Source organism: Pseudomonas sp. B611 (assembly GCF_055407965.1).
Map to the genome: position 1 here is coordinate 24,521 of NZ_JBUZST010000022.1, position 22,518 is coordinate 47,038.

At 61.0% G+C, this 22,518-nt stretch carries 16 protein-coding genes and 4 tRNA genes; 12 read left to right on the forward strand and 8 right to left on the reverse strand.

Annotation, left to right across the window (positions count from 1 at the left end):
* Positions 1-119: 119 nt before the first annotated feature.
* Complete coding sequence (locus tag ACZRMO_RS27055) at positions 120-659, reverse strand: TetR/AcrR family transcriptional regulator (protein ID WP_463974876.1); 540 nt, start codon at positions 657-659, stop codon at positions 120-122.
* Between the two features lie 91 nt (positions 660-750).
* On the opposite strand from ACZRMO_RS27055, the gene ACZRMO_RS27060 reads away from it, so the two are divergent.
* From ACZRMO_RS27060 to ACZRMO_RS27075, 4 genes are all read left to right on the forward strand, one after another.
* Positions 751-1,950 carry an MFS transporter gene (locus tag ACZRMO_RS27060; RefSeq protein WP_463974877.1) on the forward strand — a complete coding sequence of 400 codons (1,200 nt, stop codon included), beginning with the start codon at positions 751-753 and terminating at the stop codon, positions 1,948-1,950.
* A gap of 77 nt (positions 1,951-2,027) precedes the next feature.
* Positions 2,028-3,176: a TDT family transporter gene (locus ACZRMO_RS27065; RefSeq protein ID WP_463974878.1), complete on the forward strand. Its 1,149-nt coding sequence runs from the start codon at positions 2,028-2,030 to the stop codon at positions 3,174-3,176.
* Positions 3,177-3,243: 67 nt separating this feature from the next.
* Entirely contained in the window at positions 3,244-5,118 is a 1,875-nt protein-coding gene (locus tag ACZRMO_RS27070) for an MFS transporter (protein ID WP_463974879.1), read from the forward strand.
* A gap of 164 nt (positions 5,119-5,282) precedes the next feature.
* On the forward strand, positions 5,283-6,767 hold the full coding sequence (locus ACZRMO_RS27075; RefSeq protein WP_463974880.1) for a type III secretion system effector protein: 1,485 nt from the start codon (positions 5,283-5,285) through the stop codon (positions 6,765-6,767).
* Between the two features lie 84 nt (positions 6,768-6,851).
* Here the strand turns inward: ACZRMO_RS27075 and sugE are convergent, their stop codons facing one another.
* The 3 genes from sugE to rdgC all read right to left on the reverse strand — a co-directional run bounded on the left by sugE (position 6,852) and on the right by rdgC (position 9,329).
* The gene (sugE, locus tag ACZRMO_RS27080) at positions 6,852-7,166 is read right to left on the reverse strand and encodes a quaternary ammonium compound efflux SMR transporter SugE (RefSeq protein WP_463974881.1); all 315 of its coding nucleotides are present in this window, start codon (positions 7,164-7,166) and stop codon (positions 6,852-6,854) included.
* Between the two features lie 106 nt (positions 7,167-7,272).
* Positions 7,273-8,238 (reverse strand): bile acid:sodium symporter family protein, encoded by a 966-nt coding sequence (locus ACZRMO_RS27085; protein WP_463974882.1) that lies wholly within the window; start codon positions 8,236-8,238, stop codon positions 7,273-7,275.
* Positions 8,239-8,408: 170 nt separating this feature from the next.
* A complete protein-coding gene (rdgC, locus tag ACZRMO_RS27090) occupies positions 8,409-9,329 on the reverse strand; it encodes a recombination-associated protein RdgC (protein ID WP_463974883.1) in 921 nt (306 codons plus the stop codon).
* Between the two features lie 159 nt (positions 9,330-9,488).
* Here rdgC and ACZRMO_RS27095 point away from each other — a divergent pair.
* Both ACZRMO_RS27095 and ACZRMO_RS27100 read left to right on the forward strand, forming a co-directional pair.
* Positions 9,489-9,564 (forward strand) — tRNA-Val (locus ACZRMO_RS27095).
* 19 nt (positions 9,565-9,583) lie between these two features.
* Positions 9,584-9,660, forward strand: a tRNA-Asp gene (locus tag ACZRMO_RS27100).
* A gap of 242 nt (positions 9,661-9,902) precedes the next feature.
* Here the strand turns inward: ACZRMO_RS27100 and ACZRMO_RS27105 are convergent.
* From ACZRMO_RS27105 to ACZRMO_RS27115, 3 genes are all read right to left on the reverse strand, one after another.
* The gene (locus tag ACZRMO_RS27105; RefSeq protein ID WP_463974884.1) at positions 9,903-12,335 is read right to left on the reverse strand and encodes a TonB-dependent siderophore receptor; all 2,433 of its coding nucleotides are present in this window, start codon (positions 12,333-12,335) and stop codon (positions 9,903-9,905) included.
* A gap of 78 nt (positions 12,336-12,413) precedes the next feature.
* Positions 12,414-13,397, reverse strand: coding sequence for a FecR family protein (locus ACZRMO_RS27110; RefSeq protein ID WP_463974885.1), 984 nt, complete (start codon positions 13,395-13,397; stop codon positions 12,414-12,416).
* Positions 13,398-13,403: 6 nt separating this feature from the next.
* Positions 13,404-13,922: a sigma-70 family RNA polymerase sigma factor gene (locus ACZRMO_RS27115; protein WP_463974886.1), complete on the reverse strand. Its 519-nt coding sequence runs from the start codon at positions 13,920-13,922 to the stop codon at positions 13,404-13,406.
* A gap of 200 nt (positions 13,923-14,122) precedes the next feature.
* Here ACZRMO_RS27115 and ACZRMO_RS27120 point away from each other — a divergent pair.
* The 6 genes from ACZRMO_RS27120 to ACZRMO_RS27145 all read left to right on the forward strand — a co-directional run bounded on the left by ACZRMO_RS27120 (position 14,123) and on the right by ACZRMO_RS27145 (position 20,743).
* Positions 14,123-14,198, forward strand: a tRNA-Val gene (locus ACZRMO_RS27120).
* A 19-nt stretch (positions 14,199-14,217) separates the two neighbouring features.
* A tRNA-Asp gene (locus ACZRMO_RS27125) sits at positions 14,218-14,294 on the forward strand.
* 324 nt (positions 14,295-14,618) lie between these two features.
* Complete coding sequence (locus ACZRMO_RS27130; protein ID WP_207041543.1) at positions 14,619-16,202, forward strand: BCCT family transporter; 1,584 nt, start codon at positions 14,619-14,621, stop codon at positions 16,200-16,202.
* A gap of 84 nt (positions 16,203-16,286) precedes the next feature.
* On the forward strand, positions 16,287-18,296 hold the full coding sequence (locus tag ACZRMO_RS27135) for a CocE/NonD family hydrolase (protein ID WP_463974887.1): 2,010 nt from the start codon (positions 16,287-16,289) through the stop codon (positions 18,294-18,296).
* Positions 18,297-18,529: 233 nt separating this feature from the next.
* Positions 18,530-19,465: a LysR substrate-binding domain-containing protein gene (locus ACZRMO_RS27140; protein WP_463974888.1), complete on the forward strand. Its 936-nt coding sequence runs from the start codon at positions 18,530-18,532 to the stop codon at positions 19,463-19,465.
* A 6-nt stretch (positions 19,466-19,471) separates the two neighbouring features.
* Positions 19,472-20,743 (forward strand): MFS transporter, encoded by a 1,272-nt coding sequence (locus ACZRMO_RS27145; RefSeq protein ID WP_207041549.1) that lies wholly within the window; start codon positions 19,472-19,474, stop codon positions 20,741-20,743.
* A gap of 197 nt (positions 20,744-20,940) precedes the next feature.
* Here ACZRMO_RS27145 and ACZRMO_RS27150 read toward each other — a convergent pair whose 3' ends face one another.
* Entirely contained in the window at positions 20,941-22,443 is a 1,503-nt protein-coding gene (locus tag ACZRMO_RS27150) for an MFS transporter (RefSeq protein WP_463974889.1), read from the reverse strand.
* Positions 22,444-22,518 lie beyond the last annotated feature (75 nt).

Genomic DNA, 22,518 nt, shown 5'->3' on the forward strand with positions numbered 1-22,518 from the left:
GGTTAAAAAATGTGGGAGCGGGCTTGCTCGCGAAGACGGTGTATCAGTCAAGGTATCTGGTGACTGACACGGCGCATTCGCGAGCAAGCCCGCTCCCACATTTTGTTTTGTGCAAGAGCTTACGACTTCAGCGCCAGTTCGATCAGCGCATGCAATTCTTCCACCTGCAACGGCGCATTCGCAAAAAGAATCCTGAACACCGTCGGCGCCGCCAGCAGGTTGATCAGCCGTTCCACACTGGGCGCCGGGCTGTCGGGATAACGATCCACAATCACCTGCAACTGCCCACCAATCAGCGCCACGCAATACCCCGGCGTCTGGCTGCATTGCACGTCGCGCATCATGTTGCGTCCCGGCTCTGAGCTCATCTCATCCAGATACTGCTCGGCCCAGGCTTGCAGGTCGCCGCGCAGGCTGCCGGTATCGGCCGGCTCGCTGTCGGGGCGCATACGCGCGAGGGCTACGTCGGCCAGCAGTGCGGACAGGTCGCCCCAGCGCCGGTAAATGGTGGACGGCGTGACGCCTGCGCGCGCGGCAATCATGGGCACGGTCACGCTGGAGCGCTCGTGGGCTTCCAGCAGTTCGCGCACCGCCGAATGGACGGATTCCTGGACCCGGGCACTACGGCCCCCCGGGCGGAGGCCTTCTTTTATCGCCATGTTTGCGACCTTAACACAAAGAATTTGCTTTAAGCGCTGGCCAGTAGCACACTCCGCAAAAGCAAAATATTAGCTTTAGCGGAGCGTGCCCATGTCCAGCCACACTACTCATCGTTCCAGCCTGGTGTTCCTGGCGTTCACCTTGCTGACGTTTCTCGCCGCTTCCAGCGCGCCGACGCCGTTGTATCACCTGTATCAGGAAGGCCTGCATTTTTCCGCAGGCATGCTCACGCTGATCTTCGGTGTCTACGCCATCAGCCTGCTGGCAGCGCTGTTGACCGTGGGTTCGCTGTCGGACCACCTGGGGCGCAAGCCGGTGATTTTTGCCGCGCTGGTCCTGGATATGCTGGCGATGTTGCTGTTTATCAATGAAGGCAGCGTGGCCTGGCTGATCGCTGCGCGCACCTTGCAAGGCTTCGCCACCGGCATGGCCACTGCGGTCCTCGGCGCGGCATTGCTCGACACCGACCGCCAGCAGGGTCCGCTGGTCAACAGCGTGGCGCCTTTGCTGGGCATGGCGTGTGGGGCGATGGGCAGCAGCCTGCTGGTGGAGTTCGCACCGCTGCCGACGCAGTTGATCTACTGGACGCTGTTCGCGTTGATGTTGGTACAGGCGATATACGTGTGGCGTTTGCCGGAAACCGTCAGCCGCATTCCCGGCGCGCTGGCTTCGTTGCGCCCGACCTTGCATGTGCCGCCTCAAGCGCGGCGGGCGTTATGGCTATCGTTGCCGGTGGACGTGGCGGTGTGGGCCATGGGCGGGTTCTATCTGTCGCTGGCGCCGTCGCTGGTGCGGGCGGCGACGGGTTCCACGTCCAATCTGATCGGTGGCGGGCTGGTGGCGGTGCTGACGTTGAGTGGCGCGCTGATGATTTTCAGCCTGCGCAATCGCCCGGCCGACAAGGTCTTGCGCTTAGGTGCAGGCCTGCTGGCTGTCGGCGTGGCGTTGATCCTCACGGCGGTGCACAGCGCCAGCCTGCCGTTGTTTTTCATCGCCACGTTGATTGCGGGCAGTGGATTTGGCGCAGGCTTCCTCGGCGCCTTGCGCAGCGTGGTGCCCCTGGCGCTGCCCCATGAACGGGCCGGTTTGATGTCGGCGTTTTATGTGTTGAGTTACCTGGCGTTCTGCCTGCCGTCGCTGCTGGCGGGCAATCTGATCCGCAGTTTCGGCCTGATCGCCACCACCGACGGCTACGGCGTTGTGCTGATCTTGCTGGCCCTGAGTGCCCTGGTCGGTTTGCTGATGCAGGGATCGCGTGGTTCGCTTATAGGTAAAACAGATAACAGTTAGAGAAATTACCCGTTATATAGATATTCGATTCGGTTCTACCATGGCCTCAACCTCATGCGAGGAGGAGGATTGCCATCATGACTTGCTCGAATACCATCAGTTACAAACCCTTCAGTCACCTGACCCGGCCCCGGGAAGTGATTCGCCAGTTCACCCCCAACTGGTTTGCCGCGACCATGGGCACCGGCGTGCTGGCGCTGGCCCTGGCGCAATTGCCGGTCAATCTGCCGGGTGTGCAGGCCATCGCTGAAGCGCTGTGGTTTTTCACCATTGGCCTGTTTGTACTGTTCAGCGTGTTGTACGCCGCCCGTTGGGTGATGTTCTTCCACGAGGCGCGGCGGATTTTCGGGCACTCCACGGTGTCGATGTTCTTCGGCACCATCCCCATGGGGCTGGCGACCATCCTCAATGGCTTGTTGCTGTTCGGCTTGCCGCGCTGGGGCAGCGATGTGATCCCGCTGGCTGAAGCCCTGTGGTGGCTCGACGTGGCGATGGCCCTGGCCTGCGGCGTGCTGATCCCGTTCATGATGTTTACCCGCCAGGAACACAGCATCGACCAGATGACCGCCGTGTGGCTGTTGCCGGTGGTGGCCGCCGAAGTCGCCGCTGCCAGTGGCGGCTTGCTGGCGCCGCATCTGGCGGATGCCCACGCGCAATTGATCATGCTGGTGACCAGCTACGTGCTGTGGGCGTTTTCCCTGCCGGTGGCGTTCAGCATCCTGACCATCCTGATGCTGCGCATGGCCTTGCATAAACTGCCCCACGCCAATATGGCCGCGTCGAGCTGGCTGGCCCTTGGCCCCATCGGCACCGGTGCCCTGGGCATGTTGCTGCTCGGCGGCGATGCACCCGCAATCTTTGCCGCCAATGGCCTGCCCGGCGTCGGCGAAATGGCCAACGGCCTGGGCCTGGTGGCCGGCATTACCCTGTGGGGCTTCGGCTTGTGGTGGATGCTGATCGCGGTGCTGATCACCCTGCGTTACCTGCGTGCCGGAATCCCGTTCAACCTTGGCTGGTGGGGGTTTACCTTTCCGCTGGGGGTGTATGCCCTGGCCACGTTGAAGCTGGCGAGCCTGTTGCACCTGGGGTTCTTCAGTGTGTTTGGCAGCGTGCTGGTGCTGGCATTGGCGCTGATGTGGGTGATCGTCGCCAAGCGCACCGTGCAGGGGGCCTATAAAGGTGAGCTTTTTGTTTCGCCGTGTATTGCAGGACTAGCGAATAAGTAAGCCGGATTAGGTAAAGTCGTGGCCTGAATGCTTTTACAAAAAAACAGGCCACGCAGGAACACGGACGATGAGCCACCCCTCGCAATTCACCTTGCTGCGCACACGGCGCTTCCTGCCGTTTTTCATTACCCAGTTGCTGGGCGCCTTCAACGACAACATCTTCAAGCAATCGCTGATCCTTGCCATTCTCTATAAGTTGACCATCGACGGTGACCGCTCGATCTGGGTCAACCTGTGCGCATTGCTGTTTATCCTGCCGTTCTTCCTGTTCTCGGCGCTGGCCGGGCAGTTTGGCGAGAAATTCAACAAGGACGCGCTGATCCGCGCGATCAAGATCGGCGAGATCGTGATCATGGCCGTGGGCGCCACGGGTTTCCTCACCAACCACCTGGAGCTGATGCTGCTGGCACTGTTTGCCATGGGCACCCACTCGGCGCTGTTCGGCCCGGTGAAGTACTCGATCATGCCCCAGGCCTTGCACGAAGATGAGCTGGTGGGCGGCAACGGCCTGGTGGAAATGGGCACGTTCCTGGCGATCCTCGCCGGTACGATTGGCGCTGGGATCATGATGTCGTCGACCCATTACGCGCCGGTGGTGGCGGTGGCGATTGTCGGCGTGGCCGTGCTGGGTTACCTCGCCAGCCGCAGTATTCCGCGGGCGGCGGCGTCTACCCCGGGGCTGCGTTTGAACTGGAATATCTTCAGCGAATCCTGGGCCACCTTGCGCCTGGGCCTGGGGCAGACGCCAGCCGTTTCGCGTTCCATTGTCGGCAACTCGTGGTTCTGGTTTGTGGGTGCGATTTATCTGACGCAGATCCCGGCCTACGCCAAGGAGTGGTTGTACGGCGACGAAACCGTGGTGACGCTGATTCTCACCGTATTTTCGGTGGGCATCGCCCTTGGCTCGATGCTCTGCGAGAAACTCTCCGGGCGTAAGGTGGAAATCGGCTTGGTGCCGTTCGGTTCATTCGGCCTGACGGTGTTTGGCCTGCTGCTGTGGTGGCACTCCGGTGGTTTCCCGCAGAACGTGCAGGCCAACGATTGGCTGGCCGTGCTCAGCTACGGCCAGGCCTGGTGGGTGTTGTTCGATATCCTCGGGCTGGGGGTGTTCGGCGGCTTCTATATCGTGCCGCTGTATGCGCTGATCCAGTCGCGTACCGCCGAGAACGAGCGCGCGCGGGTAATCGCGGCCAATAACATCCTCAACGCGCTGTTCATGGTGGTGTCGGCCGTCGTCTCGATCCTGCTGCTCAGCGTGGCCAAGCTGTCGATCCCCGAGTTGTTCCTGGTGGTGTCGCTGCTCAATATCGCGGTGAATACCTACATCTTCAGGATCGTCCCCGAGTTCACCATGCGCTTCATGATCTGGCTGCTCAGCCATTCCATGTACCGCGTGGAGCATCGCAACCTGGAAGCGATTCCTGATGAAGGCGCGGCGTTGCTGGTGTGCAACCACGTGTCGTTTGTCGATGCACTGCTGATTGGCGGTGCGGTGCGTCGGCCGATTCGCTTTGTCATGTACTACAAGATCTACCGCTTGCCGGTGCTGAATTTTATCTTCCGCACAGCCGGGGCTATTCCGATTGCCGGGCGTCATGAAGATATTCAGATCTACGAAAAGGCCTTCACCCGTATTGCGCAGTATCTGAAGGACGGCGAACTGGTGTGCATCTTTCCGGAGGGCAAGTTGACGGCCGATGGCGAGATGAACGAGTTTCGCGGTGGGGTGACGCGGATTCTGGAAGAGACACCGGTGCCGGTGATTCCCATGGCGTTGCAGGGGTTGTGGGGGAGTTTTTTCAGTCGCGATCCGAAGAAAGGGTTGTTTCACCGGATCTGGTCGCGGGTGGTGTTGGTGGCGGGGGAAGCGGTACCCTTCGAGACGGCGACGCCCCAGTTGTTGCAAGGGGTTGTTGGTCGTTTGCGCGGAAGCATTCGTTAATCTGCGCGGGAAGTGAGAGTAGGGGCGGCGTTTAACTCATCCTGTGTTGTGGGATAGTTCTCGGTAGCACTCACTTCCTGTAGGTTTTCATTCAGCCTGCGGAACCAAATTCTTGCAGCCTCCACACACTCATCGCGGTTATCTCTTTCTTAAGGATTTCTCGGATGAACAGGCAAATATCAAATAGCCAGCTTCAGGCGTCCTCGTCGACGCCGTTGGCACCTTTTTCCAATGATCCCAAAACGTCAGTCGTAAATGGCGGCGCCCCAATCAAGATTTCTGCCAATCAGCCATTCAAGGATGGACAGGTTGAAATAGAACTTCAGGTCACGGGTGGAGGCCCGAGATCGCAGCAGCCGCGGGAGGAAGTGCTCTTTATCAAGACGGGCAACGGTGCGGACAAAGTCGACTTGAAGCGGTCAGCTGACGGAGGGCTAAGTGTCGAGATCAACGGTAAATGCTATGACGTTCCGATCTCCAGTGATGGCGGGGCTGGGAAAAAGTTAGTGATGGAGACCCAGGAAGGTGCCGACACTGTGGTTGTCGCAGATAACGTCAAGCTGGAAACAATTGTCGATTTGGGGAATGGCAACAATTTCTTCCGCGCGGGGAGTGGCAGCTCCCGTGTATTTTCTGGCACAGGCAATGACGATATCCAACTGGGCTCTGGCGTAGGTTACGTGGAGGATCATGGCGGCAATAACAAATTCAAGGGCGGCAGCGGCTACAGCGTCATGTACGGGATAGGCAAAGAGAGCAATGATTTTCAAGCCGGTGATGGCGGTAGTTATATGCTCGGGGCGGGTGACCGAAACCGGTTTCGTGGCGGAAATGGCCATAACACTATGGTTGCCTTGCGTGGGGAGAGTGCCATGGAGGGTGGAAGCGGGCCCAATGTGTTTTACACGGGCAAGAGCCAGGCTACTGTCACCTCGAAAAGCGATCTGGATATCACATACGGGAAAAAGGAAGACCATATAACCCGTACCGAAAAATCCACGTATGTTGAGGTTAAGCCCAGTGATGCGGGGCGCAAGGGCTTTGTCATTGACGGTACGCCGCAGTTCAAGGCGCGTGTCGAAGCCGATCTGGAAATGCTTAGAGGCTCTCCGGTAGGCCAGCAGATGCTAGAGGAAATGGACAAGGCGGCCGCACCGGTCACGATTATCGAAGGCCACCAGGGTAACTTTTATGAGTACCGGCGCCGGGAATTGGAGTTCGAGAGCCCTGAATCCCGCGAGCGCCAGGATGCTGCTCATGGCTTTGTGACGGATAACCAGCCTGGGAAGCCGGCTGAAAACTCGGTGCTGACTTACGATCGCTCGTTCATTCAGGAAGACTACAAACGTCCCCCGATCAACACGCTCTACCACGAGATGGCGCATGCCTACAATGGTGCCAGTGGTACGTTTATTCCGGGCAAGACCTACGTTGGTCCGGACCCCAGCGATCCTGACCGACCTCACTACGAAGACAATCTGGAGCGGCAGGCTGTCGGCTTGCCCACCGACGGTAAGCCATATGATTTCGACGGTGACCCCAAGACTCCGCCGACTAGCACCAACCCTTCACCGGTCAACGAAAACGCGCTGCACAAGGAGATGGGGCGGCCATTACGTACGCGGTATTTCGACGTGGACCAGCGCTGAAAACAGCACGGCATCGAGTTGATGCCGTGCTCGCGGGGAAGGTGGTTGCTTTCAATTGACCTTCCCGCGTTATTCGGTTGGGCGCTAGGTGCTGACCTTAAGCCCAACCAGCCCGCAGATGATCAGGGCCACACTGGCCAACCGAAACAGCGCCATGGATTCCCCAAACAGGATAATCCCGGCAATCACCGTGCCCACGGCACCCACTCCAGTCCAGATCGCATAGGCAGTGCCCAGCGGCAGTTCCTTCATGGCCAGCCCCAGCAGGCCCAGGCTGACCGCCATGGCGGCAATCGTCAGCGCGGTGGGCAGCGGCTTGCTGAACCCGTCGGTGTATTTCAGGCCGACGGCCCAGCCTACTTCAAACAATCCGGCAAAAAACAGAATGATCCAGGACATGCTGACCCTCTCTATAGACGTGGGGTCGTCCCCGGATTAGGCGCTTGAGAGCGTCGCGGGGTCGTCCCCGCGAAGCTCGCTAGAGTGCCGAACAATCATCCGGCGATCAAGTTTGCGGGGTATTTTCCAATAGGCGACGGTCTTCCTTTTCGCTCATGCGGCGGAAGTAAGTCGACAGCAACGCCCCGGAAATGTTGTGCCACACGCTGAACAGCGCACTCGGCACCGCCGCCAACGGCGAGAAGTGCGCACTGGCCAATGCGGCGCCCAGGCCGGAGTTCTGCATGCCGACTTCCAGCGCCAGCGACTTGCGCTGTGCCAATGGCAGCTTGAACACGCGGCCGGTGAAGTAGCCCAGCAGGTAGCCGAAGCTATTGTGCAACATGACCACGGCCATGATCAGCAGGCCCGACTCGGCGATTTTCGCCTGGCTCGCGGCAACCACCGCCGCGACGATGATCACGATGCTGACCACCGACACCAGCGGCAGCACGTCCACCGCATGGCGTACGCGCTCGCCGAGCACACGCTGGGCCACTACGCCGAGCACGATCGGCAGCAGCACCACTTGCAGGATCGACCAGAACAGCTCCATGAACGATACCGGCAACCAGGCCGAGGCCAGCAGCCAGATCAGCGCCGGCGTGAGCAGAGGGGCGAGGAGGGTGGTGACGGCGGCGATGGCCACCGACAGCGCCAGGTCGCCACGGGCCAGCCAGGTCATGACGTTGGACGAAGTGCCGCTTGGGCAGCAACCGACCAGGATCACGCCGACGGCAATTTCCGGCGGCAGGTGGAAGGCCTGGCACAGCAACCAGGCCACGCCGGGCATGATCACGAAGTGCGCGACCACGCCCAATGCCACGCGCCACGGATGGCGGGCGACTTCGGCGAAGTCATCAATCTTGAGGGTCAGCCCCATGCCGAACATCACCAGGCCCAGCAGCGGCACGATGGCGGTTTTCAGGCCGATGAACCAGCTGGGTTCTAAGAAGGCGAGCACCGCGAAAATCAGCACCCAGTAGGCGAAAGTGTTGCCGACGAAGCGGCTCAGGGCGGCGAGTGCGCGCATGGGGTGTCCTTGTTATTAGTTAAAGTCGGTAGTGCTGATGTTGCTTGGAAACCCAATCGAATGTGGGAGCGGGCTTGCTCGCGAATGCGGTGGTTCAGTAACAGATTCAGTGACTGACACTCCGCTTTCGCGAGCAAGCCCGCTCCCACACTTTTTAATCTTCACATGGCTTAGATGCCCTGCGGGGTCTCTTCACCGCCCAATGCTTCAACCAGCGCCGGAATGAACTCGCAAAACGTCAGCATCATCAGGGTGAAGCTCGCATCCAGTTGGCCCAGGGCCTCGTCGCCGCCGTCCTGTTCGGCCTGGTCTTGCAGCAGGTCTTCGAACTTCAGGCGCTTGACGGTCATCTTGTCGTCGAGCATGAAGGACAGTTTGTCCTGCCAGGCCAGGGACAGTTGGGTGACGACTTTGCCGGTGGTCAGGTGCAGCTGGATCTCTTCGCCGGTCAGGTCCTGGCGCTTGCAGCGCACGATGCCGCCGTCTTCGTGGGTGTCGCGCAGCTCGCATTCGTCGAGGACGAAGAAGTCATCGGCCGGTTTCTGGGTGGTGACCCAGTCGGTCATGATCGCGGTTGGCGCGGTTTTCACGGTGAGCGGGCGCACCGGCAGGGTGCCGATCACTTCGCGCAGGGTGGAGAGCAGGTCTTCGGCGCGTTTCGGGCTGGCCGAGTTCACCAGGATCAGGCCCTGTTTTGGCGCGATGGCAGCGAAGGTCGACGAGCGACGAATAAAGGCACGTGGCAGGAAGGCCTGGATGATTTCATCCTTGAGCTGGTCGCGTTCCTTCTTGTAGACCTTGCGCATTTGCTCGGCCTCGATCTCTTCGACCTTCTCTTTCAGTGCATCACGCACCACGCTGCCCGGCAGGATGCGTTCTTCCTTGCGCGCGGCGATCAGCAGGAAGTCACCGCTGACATGGACCAGGGGAGCGTCTTCACCTTTACCAAAAGGCGCGACGAAACCGTAAGTGGTCAACTCCTGGCTTGCACAAGGGCGCGCCAGTTTGGTGGCCATTGCAGTTTCCAACGCCTCGGCATCAACAGGCAGATCTTGGGTCAGGCGATAGATAAGCAGGTTCTTGAACCACATGGGGTGAGTCTCTCCTTTATACAAAGGCGGGCATTATTGTCTTGATAGCGTCTGAGGCCAACCCTGCCTAAGCCATTGGAAGGCCTCAAAAAAAAGATTTAAGAAAGTGCTTGCCAGACCTTGGGTCGCTCCGTAGAATGCGCGCCACACCGAGACGAAGGGTGATTAGCTCAGCTGGGAGAGCATCTGCCTTACAAGCAGAGGGTCGGCGGTTCGATCCCGTCATCACCCACCATTCGCCTCATGTGTTACGCGCAGCGGTAGTTCAGTCGGTTAGAATACCGGCCTGTCACGCCGGGGGTCGCGGGTTCGAGTCCCGTCCGCTGCGCCATATTCGGTAACCTGGAACACTGAACGCCAGGTCACCACAGAAAGCCCGCTCATTGAGCGGGTTTTTTTTCGTCTGCGATTTATGATCGTTCCCACGCTCTGCGTGGGAATGCCCCTTGTGACGCTCTGCGTCACCATTGTGCAGGGCTTGCGTGTGGCGCTGTCGGGCGGGACGCGGAGCGTCCATAGATGCGTTCCCACGCAGAGCGTGGGAACGATCAGGCACCGGGGAGCTGTTGGTGTTTAGAAATCCCAGCGGGTGGTGACCATGACGTTGCGTGGCTCACCGTAGGCAGCGGAGTTATAGAAGCCGATATTGGTGTAGTAGCTCTTGTCGAAGATATTGTTGACGTTCAACGTCGCCGACAGGTTCTTGCTGATCTGATATTTGCTCATCAGATCCACCAGCCAATACGCCTCTTGGGAAAACTCTTCATAGCCGCCACGCGGGCTGTTGTAGATGTCCTGCCAACCCACGCTCTGCCAGCGCACGCCGCCGCCGACGGTCAGCTTGTCCAGGTCGCCCTTGAGTTTGTAGGTGGTGTACAGCTTGACCTGGTCTTCCGGCTCGAAGGTGGAGATCTTCACGCCCTTGTCGTCGCGCACAATCTTGTGGGTGTAGCCGGCCTGCAGCTGCCAGCCAGGCGCGATCTCGCCGGACATCTCCACTTCATAACCTTTGGTCACCGCCTTGCTGCTCTTATAGGCATAGTTGTTCGGTGTGGGCTTGAGGTTGTTGTACTCATCGTCTGACAGCGCGCGGTTGGACTCGTGGATCTCAAAGTAGGCGGCGCTGGCATTCACTCGACCGTCGAGATAGTCGGCCTTGACCCCCAGCTCCCAGTTCTGGCCTTCATCCGGTTCCAGCAGCTTGTTGTCGCGGTCGCGGTTGTAGTTTTCCTGCGGCATGAAGATATCGGTGTAGCTGGCGTACAGCGCGTAGGTCTCGTTCAGGTCGTAGACCGCGCCGACATACGGCACCACGCGCCCGGACTCGCGATAGCTGGGGTTGTAGCCGGTGACCTGATAGTTGACCAGGCGCGCGCCGAGCAACACCTTGAGGTCGTCGGCGAGGTTCAGGCGCGTGGTCGCGTACGCGCCGGTCTGGCGCACGGTGTCGTCGATCAGTGATTGCGCCTTGCCCCAGTCCGGCATCGTTGCGTGGCCGTGCCAGTTGTTGAAGTCGACGATATTGGGGGCCAGGTTCCAATAGCCTTTGCCTTTCCATTCCGAAGCGCTGATCGAGCCGCCCAGCACCAGTTCATGTTCACGCCCGCCGAGGCTGAACGGGCCGCTGACATACAGGTCGGCGGAGTCGCTGACGGTTTCCCCGGTGTATTTGCCCGAGGTCAATTGCGCGGTGCCATCCGGCTGCGGCTGGTCGCCCTGGATCGAGCCCATCAAGGCGTGGTAGCCGTTGATCTTGTGGTCCAGTTGCAGCTTGCTTACCCAGCCATTGCCCAGATCATGTTCGAGCATGGCAAACACGGTGCGGGTGTATTGCTCCCAACTGCTCCACTCGGCGGCGTCGTTGAACGAGCGCTTGACGCTGTTGCGATTGCCTTGGGAGTTGATCAGCGGAAAGCTGCCTGACCAGGACGAGCCTTTTGGCAACGTGTCCTGGTAATCGCCGCCTACGGTCAGCAGGGTGTCAGGCGACAGGTCGAACTCCATGATGCCGTAGTACGTCGGGCTCTTGCGTGAGTAGTGGTCCATGAACGAATGCTTGTCCTGGTAGGCCGCTACGGCCCGGCCGCGCACGTTGCCGCTGTCGGTCAGCGGGCCGCTGACGTCCAGTTCACTGCGGTAGTTGTCCCACGAGCCGGCGCCAAGGGTGGCGTGGCCCTGGAAGTCGGCGGTGGGTTTCTTGCGCACCAGGTTGATCGTCGCGCCGAGGGAACCGGCGCCGGTGAGCAGGCCGGTGGCGCCCTTGAGCACTTCGACGCGGTCGTAGATCGCCATGTCGCTCAGGGTGTTGCCCGCCGAATAGGCGACGTTGCGCGCGGTGGAAGGGATGCCGTCGTATTGGAAGTTATTGATCGAAAAGCCGCGTGCATAGTAGTTGCTGCGCTCGGTATCGAAGGCCGATACGGTGATGCCGGGCGTATGGCGCATCACGTCGTCCACATTGGTCAGGCCGAAATCATCCATGTGCTGGCGGGTGACCACGGAGACCGACTGCGGGGTTTCCTTGGGGGTCAGTACCAGGCGGGTGGAGGTCGCGAGCGTGCCAGGGGTGTAGGAACCCGTGCCTTCGGTGATATTGCCCAGTTGGGTGGCGCTGACTTGGGTCGGGCTCAGTTCCATGCTGCCATCGCTGGCGATGGGCGCCGGTTGCAGGGCGTAGACCTGGTCACCCTTTACCGCGCGATACCCGCTGCCCAGCAACAGCCGGTCGAAACCATCCTGGATGCCGTAGCTGCCCTTGAGGCCAGGGCCGTTGAGACCTTCCAGTTCGTGGGACTGGAACACGATGGCTACGCCGGCTTGTTGCGCAAAGCGATTGAGCGAGCTGCCCAGCGGCCCGGCCGGGATGTCGTAGGCCTGGGCGGCGACGTTGACGCTGTCCGCGTACGCCGGGCTGATGCTCAGCGCCGTGGCGGTGAGCATGGCCAGGGACAGTGGCGCGAGTTTCAGTAGGCCAAAGCGCCCACGCGGGTAGGAAGGGGTGTGCATGGTGAAGGCAATCCTTTACGTGTCGAATTACCTCTCTTGACGGGCAACTGCGAGAAAACCGGAAGCAAATGCGAATAATTATTTATTGGCGCTGTCGTCTGGGTCCACGAGGATCAGCCAGGGGGTAAAACTTCTGACCCTGATCGGTAAGGTTTGCGCGAGTAGCTGTAGGGCGTGATCACTGTCGTCCAAGGGAATGACCGCCGATACGCGCAGGCTTTGCAGCGCAGCACGATCGAACTGCACACGACCGCTGCGGTGGCGGGCGATCTCATCCAGCACCTCGGGCAATGGCCGGTTTTCCACCACCAACTGATGGCGGCGCCAGGCTTCGTTGATGCTGGCGGGGTCGATGCTGCCGGCCAGTTGCACGCCATGGGTGCTGACCAGCGCCCGAGAGCCGGCATCGACTTCCAGGGTCTGCTGGGCATTCGCGCTCTGTGCCGCCACGCGCGATTGCAACATGCTCAGCACGGTGACATCGCCTTCACGCTTGACCACAAATCGCGTGCCCAGTGCGCGCAAGGTGCCTTGGGCGGTCTGCACGATAAACGGCCGCGTGCTGTCGTGGGCCACCTCCACCAGGATCTCGCCCTGCAGCAAGTCTATGCGGCGCTGCCTGCTGTCGAAATGCAGGTTTGCCGCGCTGATGCCATTGAGGGTCAATGTCGAGCCGTCCGCCAGTTGCAGGGTTTGCCACTGGCCGGGGCCATTGCGCACATCGGCCATCCATTGTTGCGGATACGGGCTGATGAGCAGCGCCGCGGCTGGAATCGCCAGGCTGCACGCCAGCAGCAGGGCGCGTACGGCGCGCTTGCGACGGTGGGATTTCTGCTGCGAAAACGCGGCATTCAAGGCGGCCCGCGCCGGTGATTTTTTATCGCGCAGGGCCTGCATGCGCGCAATCACTTCTTCCATGCGTGCGGCGGCTGCGGCGTAGTGCGGGCCTTGTTGCTTCCAGCATTCGAACGCCAGGCGCTGGGCTTCGCTCAGCTCACCTTCGTGCAGGCGCAGCAGCCATTCGGCGGCTTGTTCTTCGATCTGTTGGCGGGCGTCGTGCATGTGCGCTCAGGTGTCCAGGCTGTGGCCGCAATGCACAAGCGCCTGGATCAGGTACTTGCGCACGGTGCGTTCCGACAGCTTGAGCTGGCGGGCGATCTGTTGTTGGGTCAGTTCTTCGAGGTAATACAGCACGAAGGCCTGGCGCGAATAGACGTGCATGCCTTCGAGGATAAACGCGATCTGTTCCAGGGCTTCTAGGGTGGTGTGGATCTGCTCCGGCGACTGGAAGCCTTCAAGGGCGTCCACCGTCAGCGCCAACTCTTGCAGGTAGGCATTTTCGATCTGCTTGCGCCGGGCCTGGTCGATGAGCAGGCGCCGCGCCGTGGTGCTCAAGTACGCCCGGGGTTCGCGAATGCTTGCCACCGACTCGCGGGCGTTGAGGATACGGGCGAACGTGTCCTGCGCCAGGTCCGCCGCGTTCTGCCGGCAGCCCAATTTGCGCCGCAGCCACGCCAGCAGCCAGCCGTGATGCTCGCTGTAGAGCGCGGTTATTTCCCGTTGGAAGGGCGGTTCACCCACAGACATAGGCGTGGCTCAAGCGTTATTGAGAATGGTTTTTAATTGTGCGGCCAAGTGTCGGGTAAACGCAATAGACTCGCGTTTGTGGGGTGAAAAGCCCGTATTTACGGGGTTTGCGCCGCCTGCCGAAAAATATTTCAAATAAATTGCATATAAAACAAGACATTGCGGATTTTTGGTGTAAGATGCGCCCACACCGAAACGAAGGGTGATTAGCTCAGCTGGGAGAGCATCTGCCTTACAAGCAGAGGGTCGGCGGTTCGATCCCGTCATCACCCACCATTCGCTTCAAGTGTTACGCGCAGCGGTAGTTCAGTCGGTTAGAATACCGGCCTGTCACGCCGGGGGTCGCGGGTTCGAGTCCCGTCCGCTGCGCCATATTCGGTAACCTGGAACACTGAACGCCAGGTCACCACAAGAAAGCCCGCTCATTGAGCGGGCTTTTTTTCGTCTGCGATTTTTCCTCTTGCTGCCTTGCCGCTGTGCACTGCTTATAGGCCCTGAACTGTGCTGGTGCGTCATGACGTGGGGGAATACCCCCATGCACATTGGTCGATTGCGCCCCTTGCCGCATAAACGGTTATCTATAGCCACGCGAAGACTTCCAGGCGAGCTACCGGCAGCAGGACGCTGCGGTGCCCGCTCTCTAACAATGGCCTTTCAAGGCGATAAAAAAATAGTCTGCAAGGGGAACGGCACTCCATGAAATATCCACTACGTCCGTTGGTGTTCTGGCCAACTTTCCTGATTCTGCTGGCGGCGGTGATCGCTAGCTATATCGACCTGAATGCGTTCCTTGCGGTGAGCAAACAGCTCAATAACCTGATTCTGAAAAACTTCTCCTGGCTGTTCAGCGCCGGCTCGTTTGCCATGGTGGTGCTGACCGCGATCGTCTACTTCTCGGCACTGGGCAAAGTACGCATCGGCGGCGAAGACGCCCAGCCGTTGCTGAGCAAATGGCGCTGGTTCATGGTGGCGCTGTGCACCACGCTGGCAGTCGGTGTGTTGTTCTGGACCACCGCCGAGCCGCTATACCACCTGTACGGTCCGCCCACCAGCCTGCCGATTGAAGCGGGCAGCTCAGCGGCGAAAAGCTTTGCGATGTCGACGATGTTCCTGCACTGGACCATCACCCCGTACGCAATCTACCTAGTGCCGTCCCTGGTATTTGCGCTGGTGTTCTACAACCGCCGCAGCAACTTCTCGATTGGCGCGATGCTCGAACCCTTGCTGGGCGCGGCGCGGGTCAAGCGTTACGCCGGGCTGATCGACACCTTGGCGATGTTCGCCCTGGTTGCCGGCATGGCCTCGTCCCTGGGCACGGGTGCACTGACCCTGGCCGGTGGCCTGAGCCAATACATCGGCGGCGAAACCACGCCGTTCCGTTTGGCGATCATCATCGCAATCATCGTCATCACCTTTGTCGCCTCGGCCGCCAGCGGCCTGCAAAAAGGCATCGTGATGCTGTCCTCGTTCAACACCTGGATCATGCTGGCCCTGGGGCTGTTCGTGCTGTTGTGCGGGCCAACCCTGTACATGTTCAGCCTCGGTGTTGAATCCCTCGGCGTGTACCTCGACACCTTCTTCAGCCGCAGCCTGTTCACCGGCGCCGCCAGTGGCGACACCTGGCCGCAGAGCTGGACGGTGTTCTACTGGTCGGTGTGGTTTGCCTGGGCGCCGGTGAGTGCGCTGTTCCTCGGCAAGATCGGCCGTGGCTACACCGTGCGTGAATTCATCCATATCAACATGCTGTTCCCGGCGCTGTTCACGGCGGTGTGGATCTGCATCTTCTCCGGCACCAGCCTCTACTTCGATGCGCTCGGCGATGGCAGCCTCAACCGCGTGCTCAACGAGCAGGGCGTGGAGCACGTGCTGTACCAGATGTTCCAGCAACTGCCGGCCAGCGGGCTGATGATCGCGTTCCTGCTGTTCGTCGCCTTCATCTCGTTTGTCACCGCTGCGGACTCCAGCACCGACGTGATCGCCAACCTGTGCAGCAAGGGCGTGACCGCCGATTCCGACCTCGACGGCAACCCGATGCTGAAGATTGTCTGGGGTGTGATCATCGGCACGGTGTCGTGGGTGATGGTGTCGTTTATCGGCATCGACGGGGTGAAGATGCTCTCCAATCTCGGCGGTTTGCCGGGGATGATCCTGGTGCTGCTGGCCAGTACCTCGCTGATCTTCTGGCTGAAAAACCCGGCGCTGCTCGATGTGAAAAACCTCAAGCCGGCCACTGATCCCGAGCTGCGCGGCGCCAGCCCCGTCGCCGAGTTCGCCCGCTAAATCCTGAAACCTGTGTGTCTCCTCACGCGCTCCCCAGAGAGCGCGGGGGAGCCGTTTGTTCGCAATAAAAGTTTGGAGTTACCGATGGAAATCGTTACCGAATTTGCCTACAAGGTCCGTGAAATCGAACACTGCCTGATCCCCCTGAAGGACGGCACCCAACTGGCCGCGCGCATCTGGCTGCCGGAAGTCGCCGGCCTGCAAACCTTTCCGGCGATCCTTGAATACCTGCCGTACCGCAAGCGCGACGGCACCGCTGTGCGCGATGCGCTGACCCACCCGTGGATGGCCGGGCAGGGCTATGTGTGTGTGCGCGTAGACATGCGCGGTAACGGCGAATCCCAAGGGCTGATGGCCGACGAGTACCTGTTGCAGGAACAGGACGACGCCCTCGAAGTGATCGACTGGCTGTGCCAGCAGGCCTGGTGCGACGGCAACGTCGGCATGATGGGGATCTCCTGGGGCGGCTTTAACGGCCTGCAAGTCGCGGCGCGCCAGCCCGAGGCGCTGAAGGCGATCATTACCTTGTGCTCCACCGATGACCGCTTCGCCGACGACATCCATTACAAGGGCGGCAACCTGCTGATGGAGAACTTCGGCTGGGCCGCGACCATGCTCAACTTCAGCGCCGCCGTGCCCGATCCCTTGCTGGTCGGCGATGAATGGAAAACCCTCTGGCAGCAACGCCTGGACGCCATGCCGCTGCTCGCCGAAACCTGGTTGCAACACCAGACCCGCGATGATTACTGGCGCCACGGTTCGGTGTGCGAGGACTATTCGCAGATCAAGGCGGCGGTGTATGCGGTGGGCGGTTGGGGCGATGCCTACCGCAACACGGTCTCACGGCTGATGGAACACCTGCCGGGGCCGAAGAAAGCCATGATCGGCCCGTGGATTCACAAATACCCACACTTCGCCGTGCCGAATCCGGCCATCGGCTTCTTGCAAGAGGCCAAGCGCTGGTGGGATCACTGGCTGAAGGGTATCGATAATGGGGTGATGGATGACGCAGCCTGCACCTTTTACCTACAGGATGTTCTACCGCCACGGGGCAGTTACGCTGAGCGCCCCGGTATCTGGGTGCAGACGGCGGGCTGGCCTGATCCGCAGGTGCAGTGGACTGATTACAGCCTGAGTGCTGACGGTCTTAACCCCGGCGCAGCACCCTTGGCCGCCGCGCGCAGCATCTGCTCACCGTTGACCACCGGCCTGCACCAGGGCGAATACTGCGCCATCTGGTTTGGCCCCGACGGCCCTACGGATCAGCGCCGTGATGATGCCAATTCGCTGTGTTTCGACTCCCAGCCCCTGAGCGAACCCCTCGCGTTGCTGGGCGATGCGCGCCTCACATTTCGCCTGGCCAGTGACACCGCCTGCGGGCAACTGGTCGCACGCCTGAATGCCATCGCGCCGGACGGGCAAGTCACCCAGATCAGTTACGGTGTGCTCAATCTCACGCTTCGTGAGGACTTTTCCCACGTATCACCCGTAGTCCCCGGTGCACCGATGGACGTGCAGTTAAACCTCGACCACATCGGCATGCGCCTGCCGGCCGGCTACCGTTTGCGCCTGGCCCTGAGCACCGCGAGTTTTCCGTTGTTATGGCCGAGTCGCGAACTGACCACCCTGACCTTGTTGCCCGGCCTGCAAAGCCTGCAACTGCCGGTGTTTACCGGTGAGGCGGTGGAGTGCCCGTTTGAAGCGCCGCAAGCCGCTACCCCGGTCGCCATGGAAGTGCTGCGCGCCGCTGCGCCGAAGCGCACCTTGATCGAGGACGTGGGCAGTGGCGAGGTCTGCGTGAAGATCGAAGATGACCTGGGTTCCGTGCGTTTTACCGACCATGGCCTGGCGGTCGACCAGCGTTGCACCGAGCAATACCGCACCTTGCCCTGGGACCCGTTGTCCACCCGCGCCGATATCGAGTGGCACTACCGGGTTGGCCGCGATGAATGGGCTGTGGACGTGGAAAGCCGTCTGAGCGTGAGCGCCGACGCCGAGTGGTTCTACGTCGAAGCCGAGCAGGTTGCCTGGGAAAATGGCCAGTTGGAACACCGTCGCCAGTGGAGCAAACGCGTAGCCAGGGTCGCGCTGTGAGTGGGCAACTGGCAGGATGCCTGCCAACGTGATCCCCAACACCAGTCAGTCAAGAACGAACGCTGTACCTGTGGCGAGGGAGCTTGCTCCCGCTGGGTCGCGAAGCGGCCCCGCTCTTTAGCTAAAGAGCTGGGACTGCTGCGCAGTCCAACGGGAGCAAGCTCCCTCGCCACAAGGTACTTTTGTGCTGACTGGCTGGCGTCAAGGGCCTGTCTCTGCCATTGGAATCTTTCATGTCGCGCCGAAACGTCGATCTTCCTCCGCTCAATTGCTTGCAGACCTTCGAAGCGGCCGCCCGGCATTTGAGCTTTACCCAGGCCGCCCATGAACTGAACCTGACCCAAAGCGCGGTCAGTCGCCAGGTCAAGCGCCTGGAAGAAGACCTCGCTCGCCCATTGTTTTACCGACTGGCCCAGGGCCTTAGCCTCACGCCGGCCGGGGTGCGTTACTTCCGCACGATCCAGCGCCTGCTGCGCGAACTCGACCGTGAGTCCGCCGAGTTGCGCCGACGCGGTGCCGACCGCCAGTTGACCCTGGCCAGCACGCCGACCATCAGCTCAATCTGGCTGGCCGGCTTGTTGCCGGAGTTCCAGCGTGAACACCCGGACCTGGACATCCGCATCCTGTGCAGCGAAAGCCCCAGCCACCTGGATGTCAGCGAATATGACCTGGGCCTGTTCTACCACCTCGACGAACTGCCCGCGCCCCACGGCCTGGAGCTGTCGCCGGTGTTCGACAACGAACAGGTCATCACCGTGTGCAGCCCGGCTTATATAGAGCGCCACGGGCCGATTCACGACGTGCAACACCTGCTGCACGGCCACACATTGCTGATCGTGGAAGACCACTACCACGACTGGCTGACCTGGACCGACTGGTTCGCCGACGCCGACGCCCACTATCACACCCCGCGTCATGCGCTGCGTACCAACAGCTATCAACTGTTGATGCAGTCGGCGGTGATGGGCCACGGCGTGGCCCTCGGCTGGAAGAGTTTGCTCGCCGGCGAACTGGACGCGGGGCGCCTGCAAATGGCCTTGCCCCACACCATGCACAGCCGTGGCCGCCTGCACCTGATGCAACCCCATCACCGCAACCCGCCCTCGGCGGCGCGCAGTTTTCGCCAATGGTTGCTGGCCCATGCCAGCCGCCTGAACAACCCTCTCTGAGCCATCATGAACCTGACTTTCCTGACCTTTCCCGCGCTGTACAGCGCGACCATTCTGATGCTCACCGGCAACGGCCTGTTTTTCAGTTTTATCGGCCTGCGCCTGAGCAGCGAGGGCATCAACGAGGTCTGGATCGGTGCGCTGACGGCGGCGTATTACGGCGGCATGGTGTGTGGCGCCAAGTTTGGCCACCGCATGATTGCCGGGGTCGGGCATGTACGTTCGTACGTGGCGTGCGCCGGCGTCGCCACCATCATCGTGTTGCTGCATGTGCTGTTCGAGCAGCTGGAGTTCTGGCTGGCGCTGCGTTTTGTGATGGGCCTGGTGATGATGAACCAGTACATGGTCATCGAAAGCTGGCTTAACGAGCAGGCGGAAAACAACCAGCGCGGCGCGGTGTTCGCCGGTTACATGGTGGCGGTGTCGCTGGGCCTGATGCTGGGGCAGGGCGTGTTGATCTGGCGCCCGGAGCTGGATTTCAAGCCGCTGATCATCGTCGCGATCTGCTTCGCCGCCTGCCTGTTGCCGGTGACCATGACCAAGCGCCTGCACCCGGCCAAGCTGGTGGCGGCGCCGCTGGAAGTGGGGTTTTTCTGGCGGCGGGTACCCCAGGCGCTGACCACGGTATTCGTCACCGGCCTGATGGTCGGCGCGTTCTATGCGCTGGCACCGGTGTTCGCCACGCGCAACGGCTTGAGCACCGCCGAGGCCAGTACCTTTGTTGCGGTGTCGATTTTTGCCGGGCTGTGCGGCCAGTGGCCCATCGGCTGGCTGTCGGATCGCATTGATCGCTCGCGCTTGATTCGCGCCTGCGCCCTGGCCTTGGGGCTGGTGGTGATTCCGCTGTGGGGCCTGGTGCAACTGCCCTATGCACTGCTGCTGGTGTTCGGTTTTCTCAGCGGCTTGCTGCTGTTCACCCTCTACCCGCTGGCGGTGGCGCTGGCCAATGACAACGTTGAACAACCGCGACGTGTGCCGTTGAGCGCGATGATGCTCGCCACCCACGGTATCGGTGCCAGCCTGGGGCCGATGCTCAGCGGTGCGTTGATGAACAGCTACGGCCATGGCGCGTTCTACATGCTGTTCTCGGCCTGCGCGCTGCTGCTGATCTGGCGGGTGCAGCCGAAAAAAGTCACCGGCGAATACCTTGTCGAAGGCGCGCCGTTGCATCACGTGGCCATGCCTGAACACCCGATGGGCGCGGTGCTGGACCCACGGGTGGATGAGATCCCCGAGGAACTGGTGATCAGCGAACCGACGCCCGATACCAAAGCCTGACGGCTACTTGGCTTTTTTCTTGCGCGGCTGGCGCGTGGCCAGGTGCTCGAAGCAAAAGGCGGCGGTGCCGAACACGGCGATCAGGGTCAGTACGAGCATGCCGAGGGTTGAACTTTCCACGGTGAATTCCTACGTGATGGAGTAGGTGTTCACCGTAGAGGTGCGGTGAAAGCGCCTCAATAGAGGCGACGCAATCCTTACGGCGCCGGGTTCATTGTTACGCAGTCTTTACGCGGTTCAGGCTGTTGGCGTCCGAGGAAGAGATAGACGATCACTGCCGTCAGCGCGGTGAACACTGCCAGCACTTGCAGCAAGGTATTGAACCCGGCGGTGTAGGCTGCACGCAGTGTCGCTGTGGGAATTTGACCCGTCTGTTGCACATCACCCATGACCAGGTGTTGCGCCACCCGTGACAGCGCTTCCGGCGCCAGGCGGCTGTCGAGGCTCAAGTGATGGGCCACCAGTGTGCTCAATACCGCCACGGTAATCGCCAGCGCCACGCCTTCGCCGGCCACGCGGGTGGTGTTGAAAATCCCTGCCGCCATGCCCGCTTGTTCCTTGGGTACCACGCTGATCGACAGGCCATCCATCAAGCCCCACGGCACCGCCGTGCCCAAGCCGATCAGCAGCAGGGCGGCGATCAGTTGACCGTGTGCGTCGGCGGGGAGGGTGCTCAACCGATAAAGGCCAGCGGCGGCGAGCAAAAATCCTACGGTGCACAGGCGCCCGGCCGACACCCAGCGGGTCAACGACGCCGCCAGCATTGGTACCAGCAGCATGGGGGCTGACAGGGCAAGCATGCGCAGCCCGGCGTCGAATGCACTGAGGCCTTCGACGCCGATAAAGCGGATCGGCAGCAGCACCACCAACACGATAAAGCAGTAGCAGGTGCCGATTGGCAGGATCTGCACGCCGACAAAGCGCGGAAAACGCAACAGCCGCAGCTCCAGCATCGGCTGTTTGGCGCGTGTTTCTACCCAGGCAAACACCCCGGCGAGCGCCACCGACACAACGAGCAATGCCTGGATCAACGGCGCGTTCCAGCCGTGCCCCGGGGCGAGGATCACGGCGCTGGTGAAGGCGATCAACAAAGCCGAGAACGCCAGTACACCGGGTATATCCAGATGCTGGGCGTGCGGATTGCGGCTTTCGCGCAGGTTCGGCACGGCAAACACCAGGGACACCAGCGCCAGCAGCGCGGTAAACAGAAAGATCCCGCGCCAGCCCATCCATTCGATCAACACGCCCGACAGCAGCGGCCCGAACGCCAGGCCGACGCCAAACGTGGTGCCCAGCAGGCTGAACGCCCGCGTGCGCGCATGGCCGTCGAACTCCTGCGCCAGCGCGGCCGTGCCGCCGGCCAAGGCGGCAGCAGCGGCGATGCCTTGGGCGCCGCGCAGCAGATCCAGCCAGAACACGCTGGGCGCTACCGCCAGCAACAGGGAGACGCCGGCAAACAAGCCTATGCCTCCAATGAACAAACGCTTGCGCCCATAGCGGTCGGCGAGGGTGCCTGCGGCCATCAGCAAGCTGCCGAAACTGAGCATGAACGCATTGGTGATCCACGTCAGTTCAGTGGGTGTGGCGTCAAAGGCCCGGCCAATGAACGGCGTGGCCACGGCGCCGCCGGTAAAACTCATCGGCAAGACCAGTGCGGCCAGGCAAATCGCCGCGAGGATGGTGTAGCGATGGGGGTGCATGGCATCCGTCCTTTATCGTTCCGTTGAAGTCCTGATTAATCTATTCAGGATGCAATTGCAGATAAACAGGCTTAC

Coding starts and splice junctions, on each gene's coding strand:
- ACZRMO_RS27145 (WP_207041549.1), top strand. CDS start 19,472: ATGAACCTGACTTTCCTGACCTTTCCCGCGCTGTACAGCGCGACCATT.
- ACZRMO_RS27065 (WP_463974878.1), top strand. CDS start 2,028: ATGACTTGCTCGAATACCATCAGTTACAAACCCTTCAGTCACCTGACC.
- ACZRMO_RS27110 (WP_463974885.1), bottom strand. CDS start 13,397: ATGCACGACGCCCGCCAACAGATCGAAGAACAAGCCGCCGAATGGCTG.
- ACZRMO_RS27075 (WP_463974880.1), top strand. CDS start 5,283: ATGAACAGGCAAATATCAAATAGCCAGCTTCAGGCGTCCTCGTCGACG.
- ACZRMO_RS27150 (WP_463974889.1), bottom strand. CDS start 22,443: ATGCACCCCCATCGCTACACCATCCTCGCGGCGATTTGCCTGGCCGCA.
- ACZRMO_RS27140 (WP_463974888.1), top strand. CDS start 18,530: ATGTCGCGCCGAAACGTCGATCTTCCTCCGCTCAATTGCTTGCAGACC.
- ACZRMO_RS27115 (WP_463974886.1), bottom strand. CDS start 13,922: ATGTCTGTGGGTGAACCGCCCTTCCAACGGGAAATAACCGCGCTCTAC.
- ACZRMO_RS27085 (WP_463974882.1), bottom strand. CDS start 8,238: ATGCGCGCACTCGCCGCCCTGAGCCGCTTCGTCGGCAACACTTTCGCC.
- ACZRMO_RS27070 (WP_463974879.1), top strand. CDS start 3,244: ATGAGCCACCCCTCGCAATTCACCTTGCTGCGCACACGGCGCTTCCTG.
- ACZRMO_RS27060 (WP_463974877.1), top strand. CDS start 751: ATGTCCAGCCACACTACTCATCGTTCCAGCCTGGTGTTCCTGGCGTTC.
- rdgC (WP_463974883.1), bottom strand. CDS start 9,329: ATGTGGTTCAAGAACCTGCTTATCTATCGCCTGACCCAAGATCTGCCT.
- ACZRMO_RS27135 (WP_463974887.1), top strand. CDS start 16,287: ATGGAAATCGTTACCGAATTTGCCTACAAGGTCCGTGAAATCGAACAC.
- ACZRMO_RS27130 (WP_207041543.1), top strand. CDS start 14,619: ATGAAATATCCACTACGTCCGTTGGTGTTCTGGCCAACTTTCCTGATT.
- ACZRMO_RS27105 (WP_463974884.1), bottom strand. CDS start 12,335: ATGCACACCCCTTCCTACCCGCGTGGGCGCTTTGGCCTACTGAAACTC.
- ACZRMO_RS27055 (WP_463974876.1), bottom strand. CDS start 659: ATGGCGATAAAAGAAGGCCTCCGCCCGGGGGGCCGTAGTGCCCGGGTC.
- sugE (WP_463974881.1), bottom strand. CDS start 7,166: ATGTCCTGGATCATTCTGTTTTTTGCCGGATTGTTTGAAGTAGGCTGG.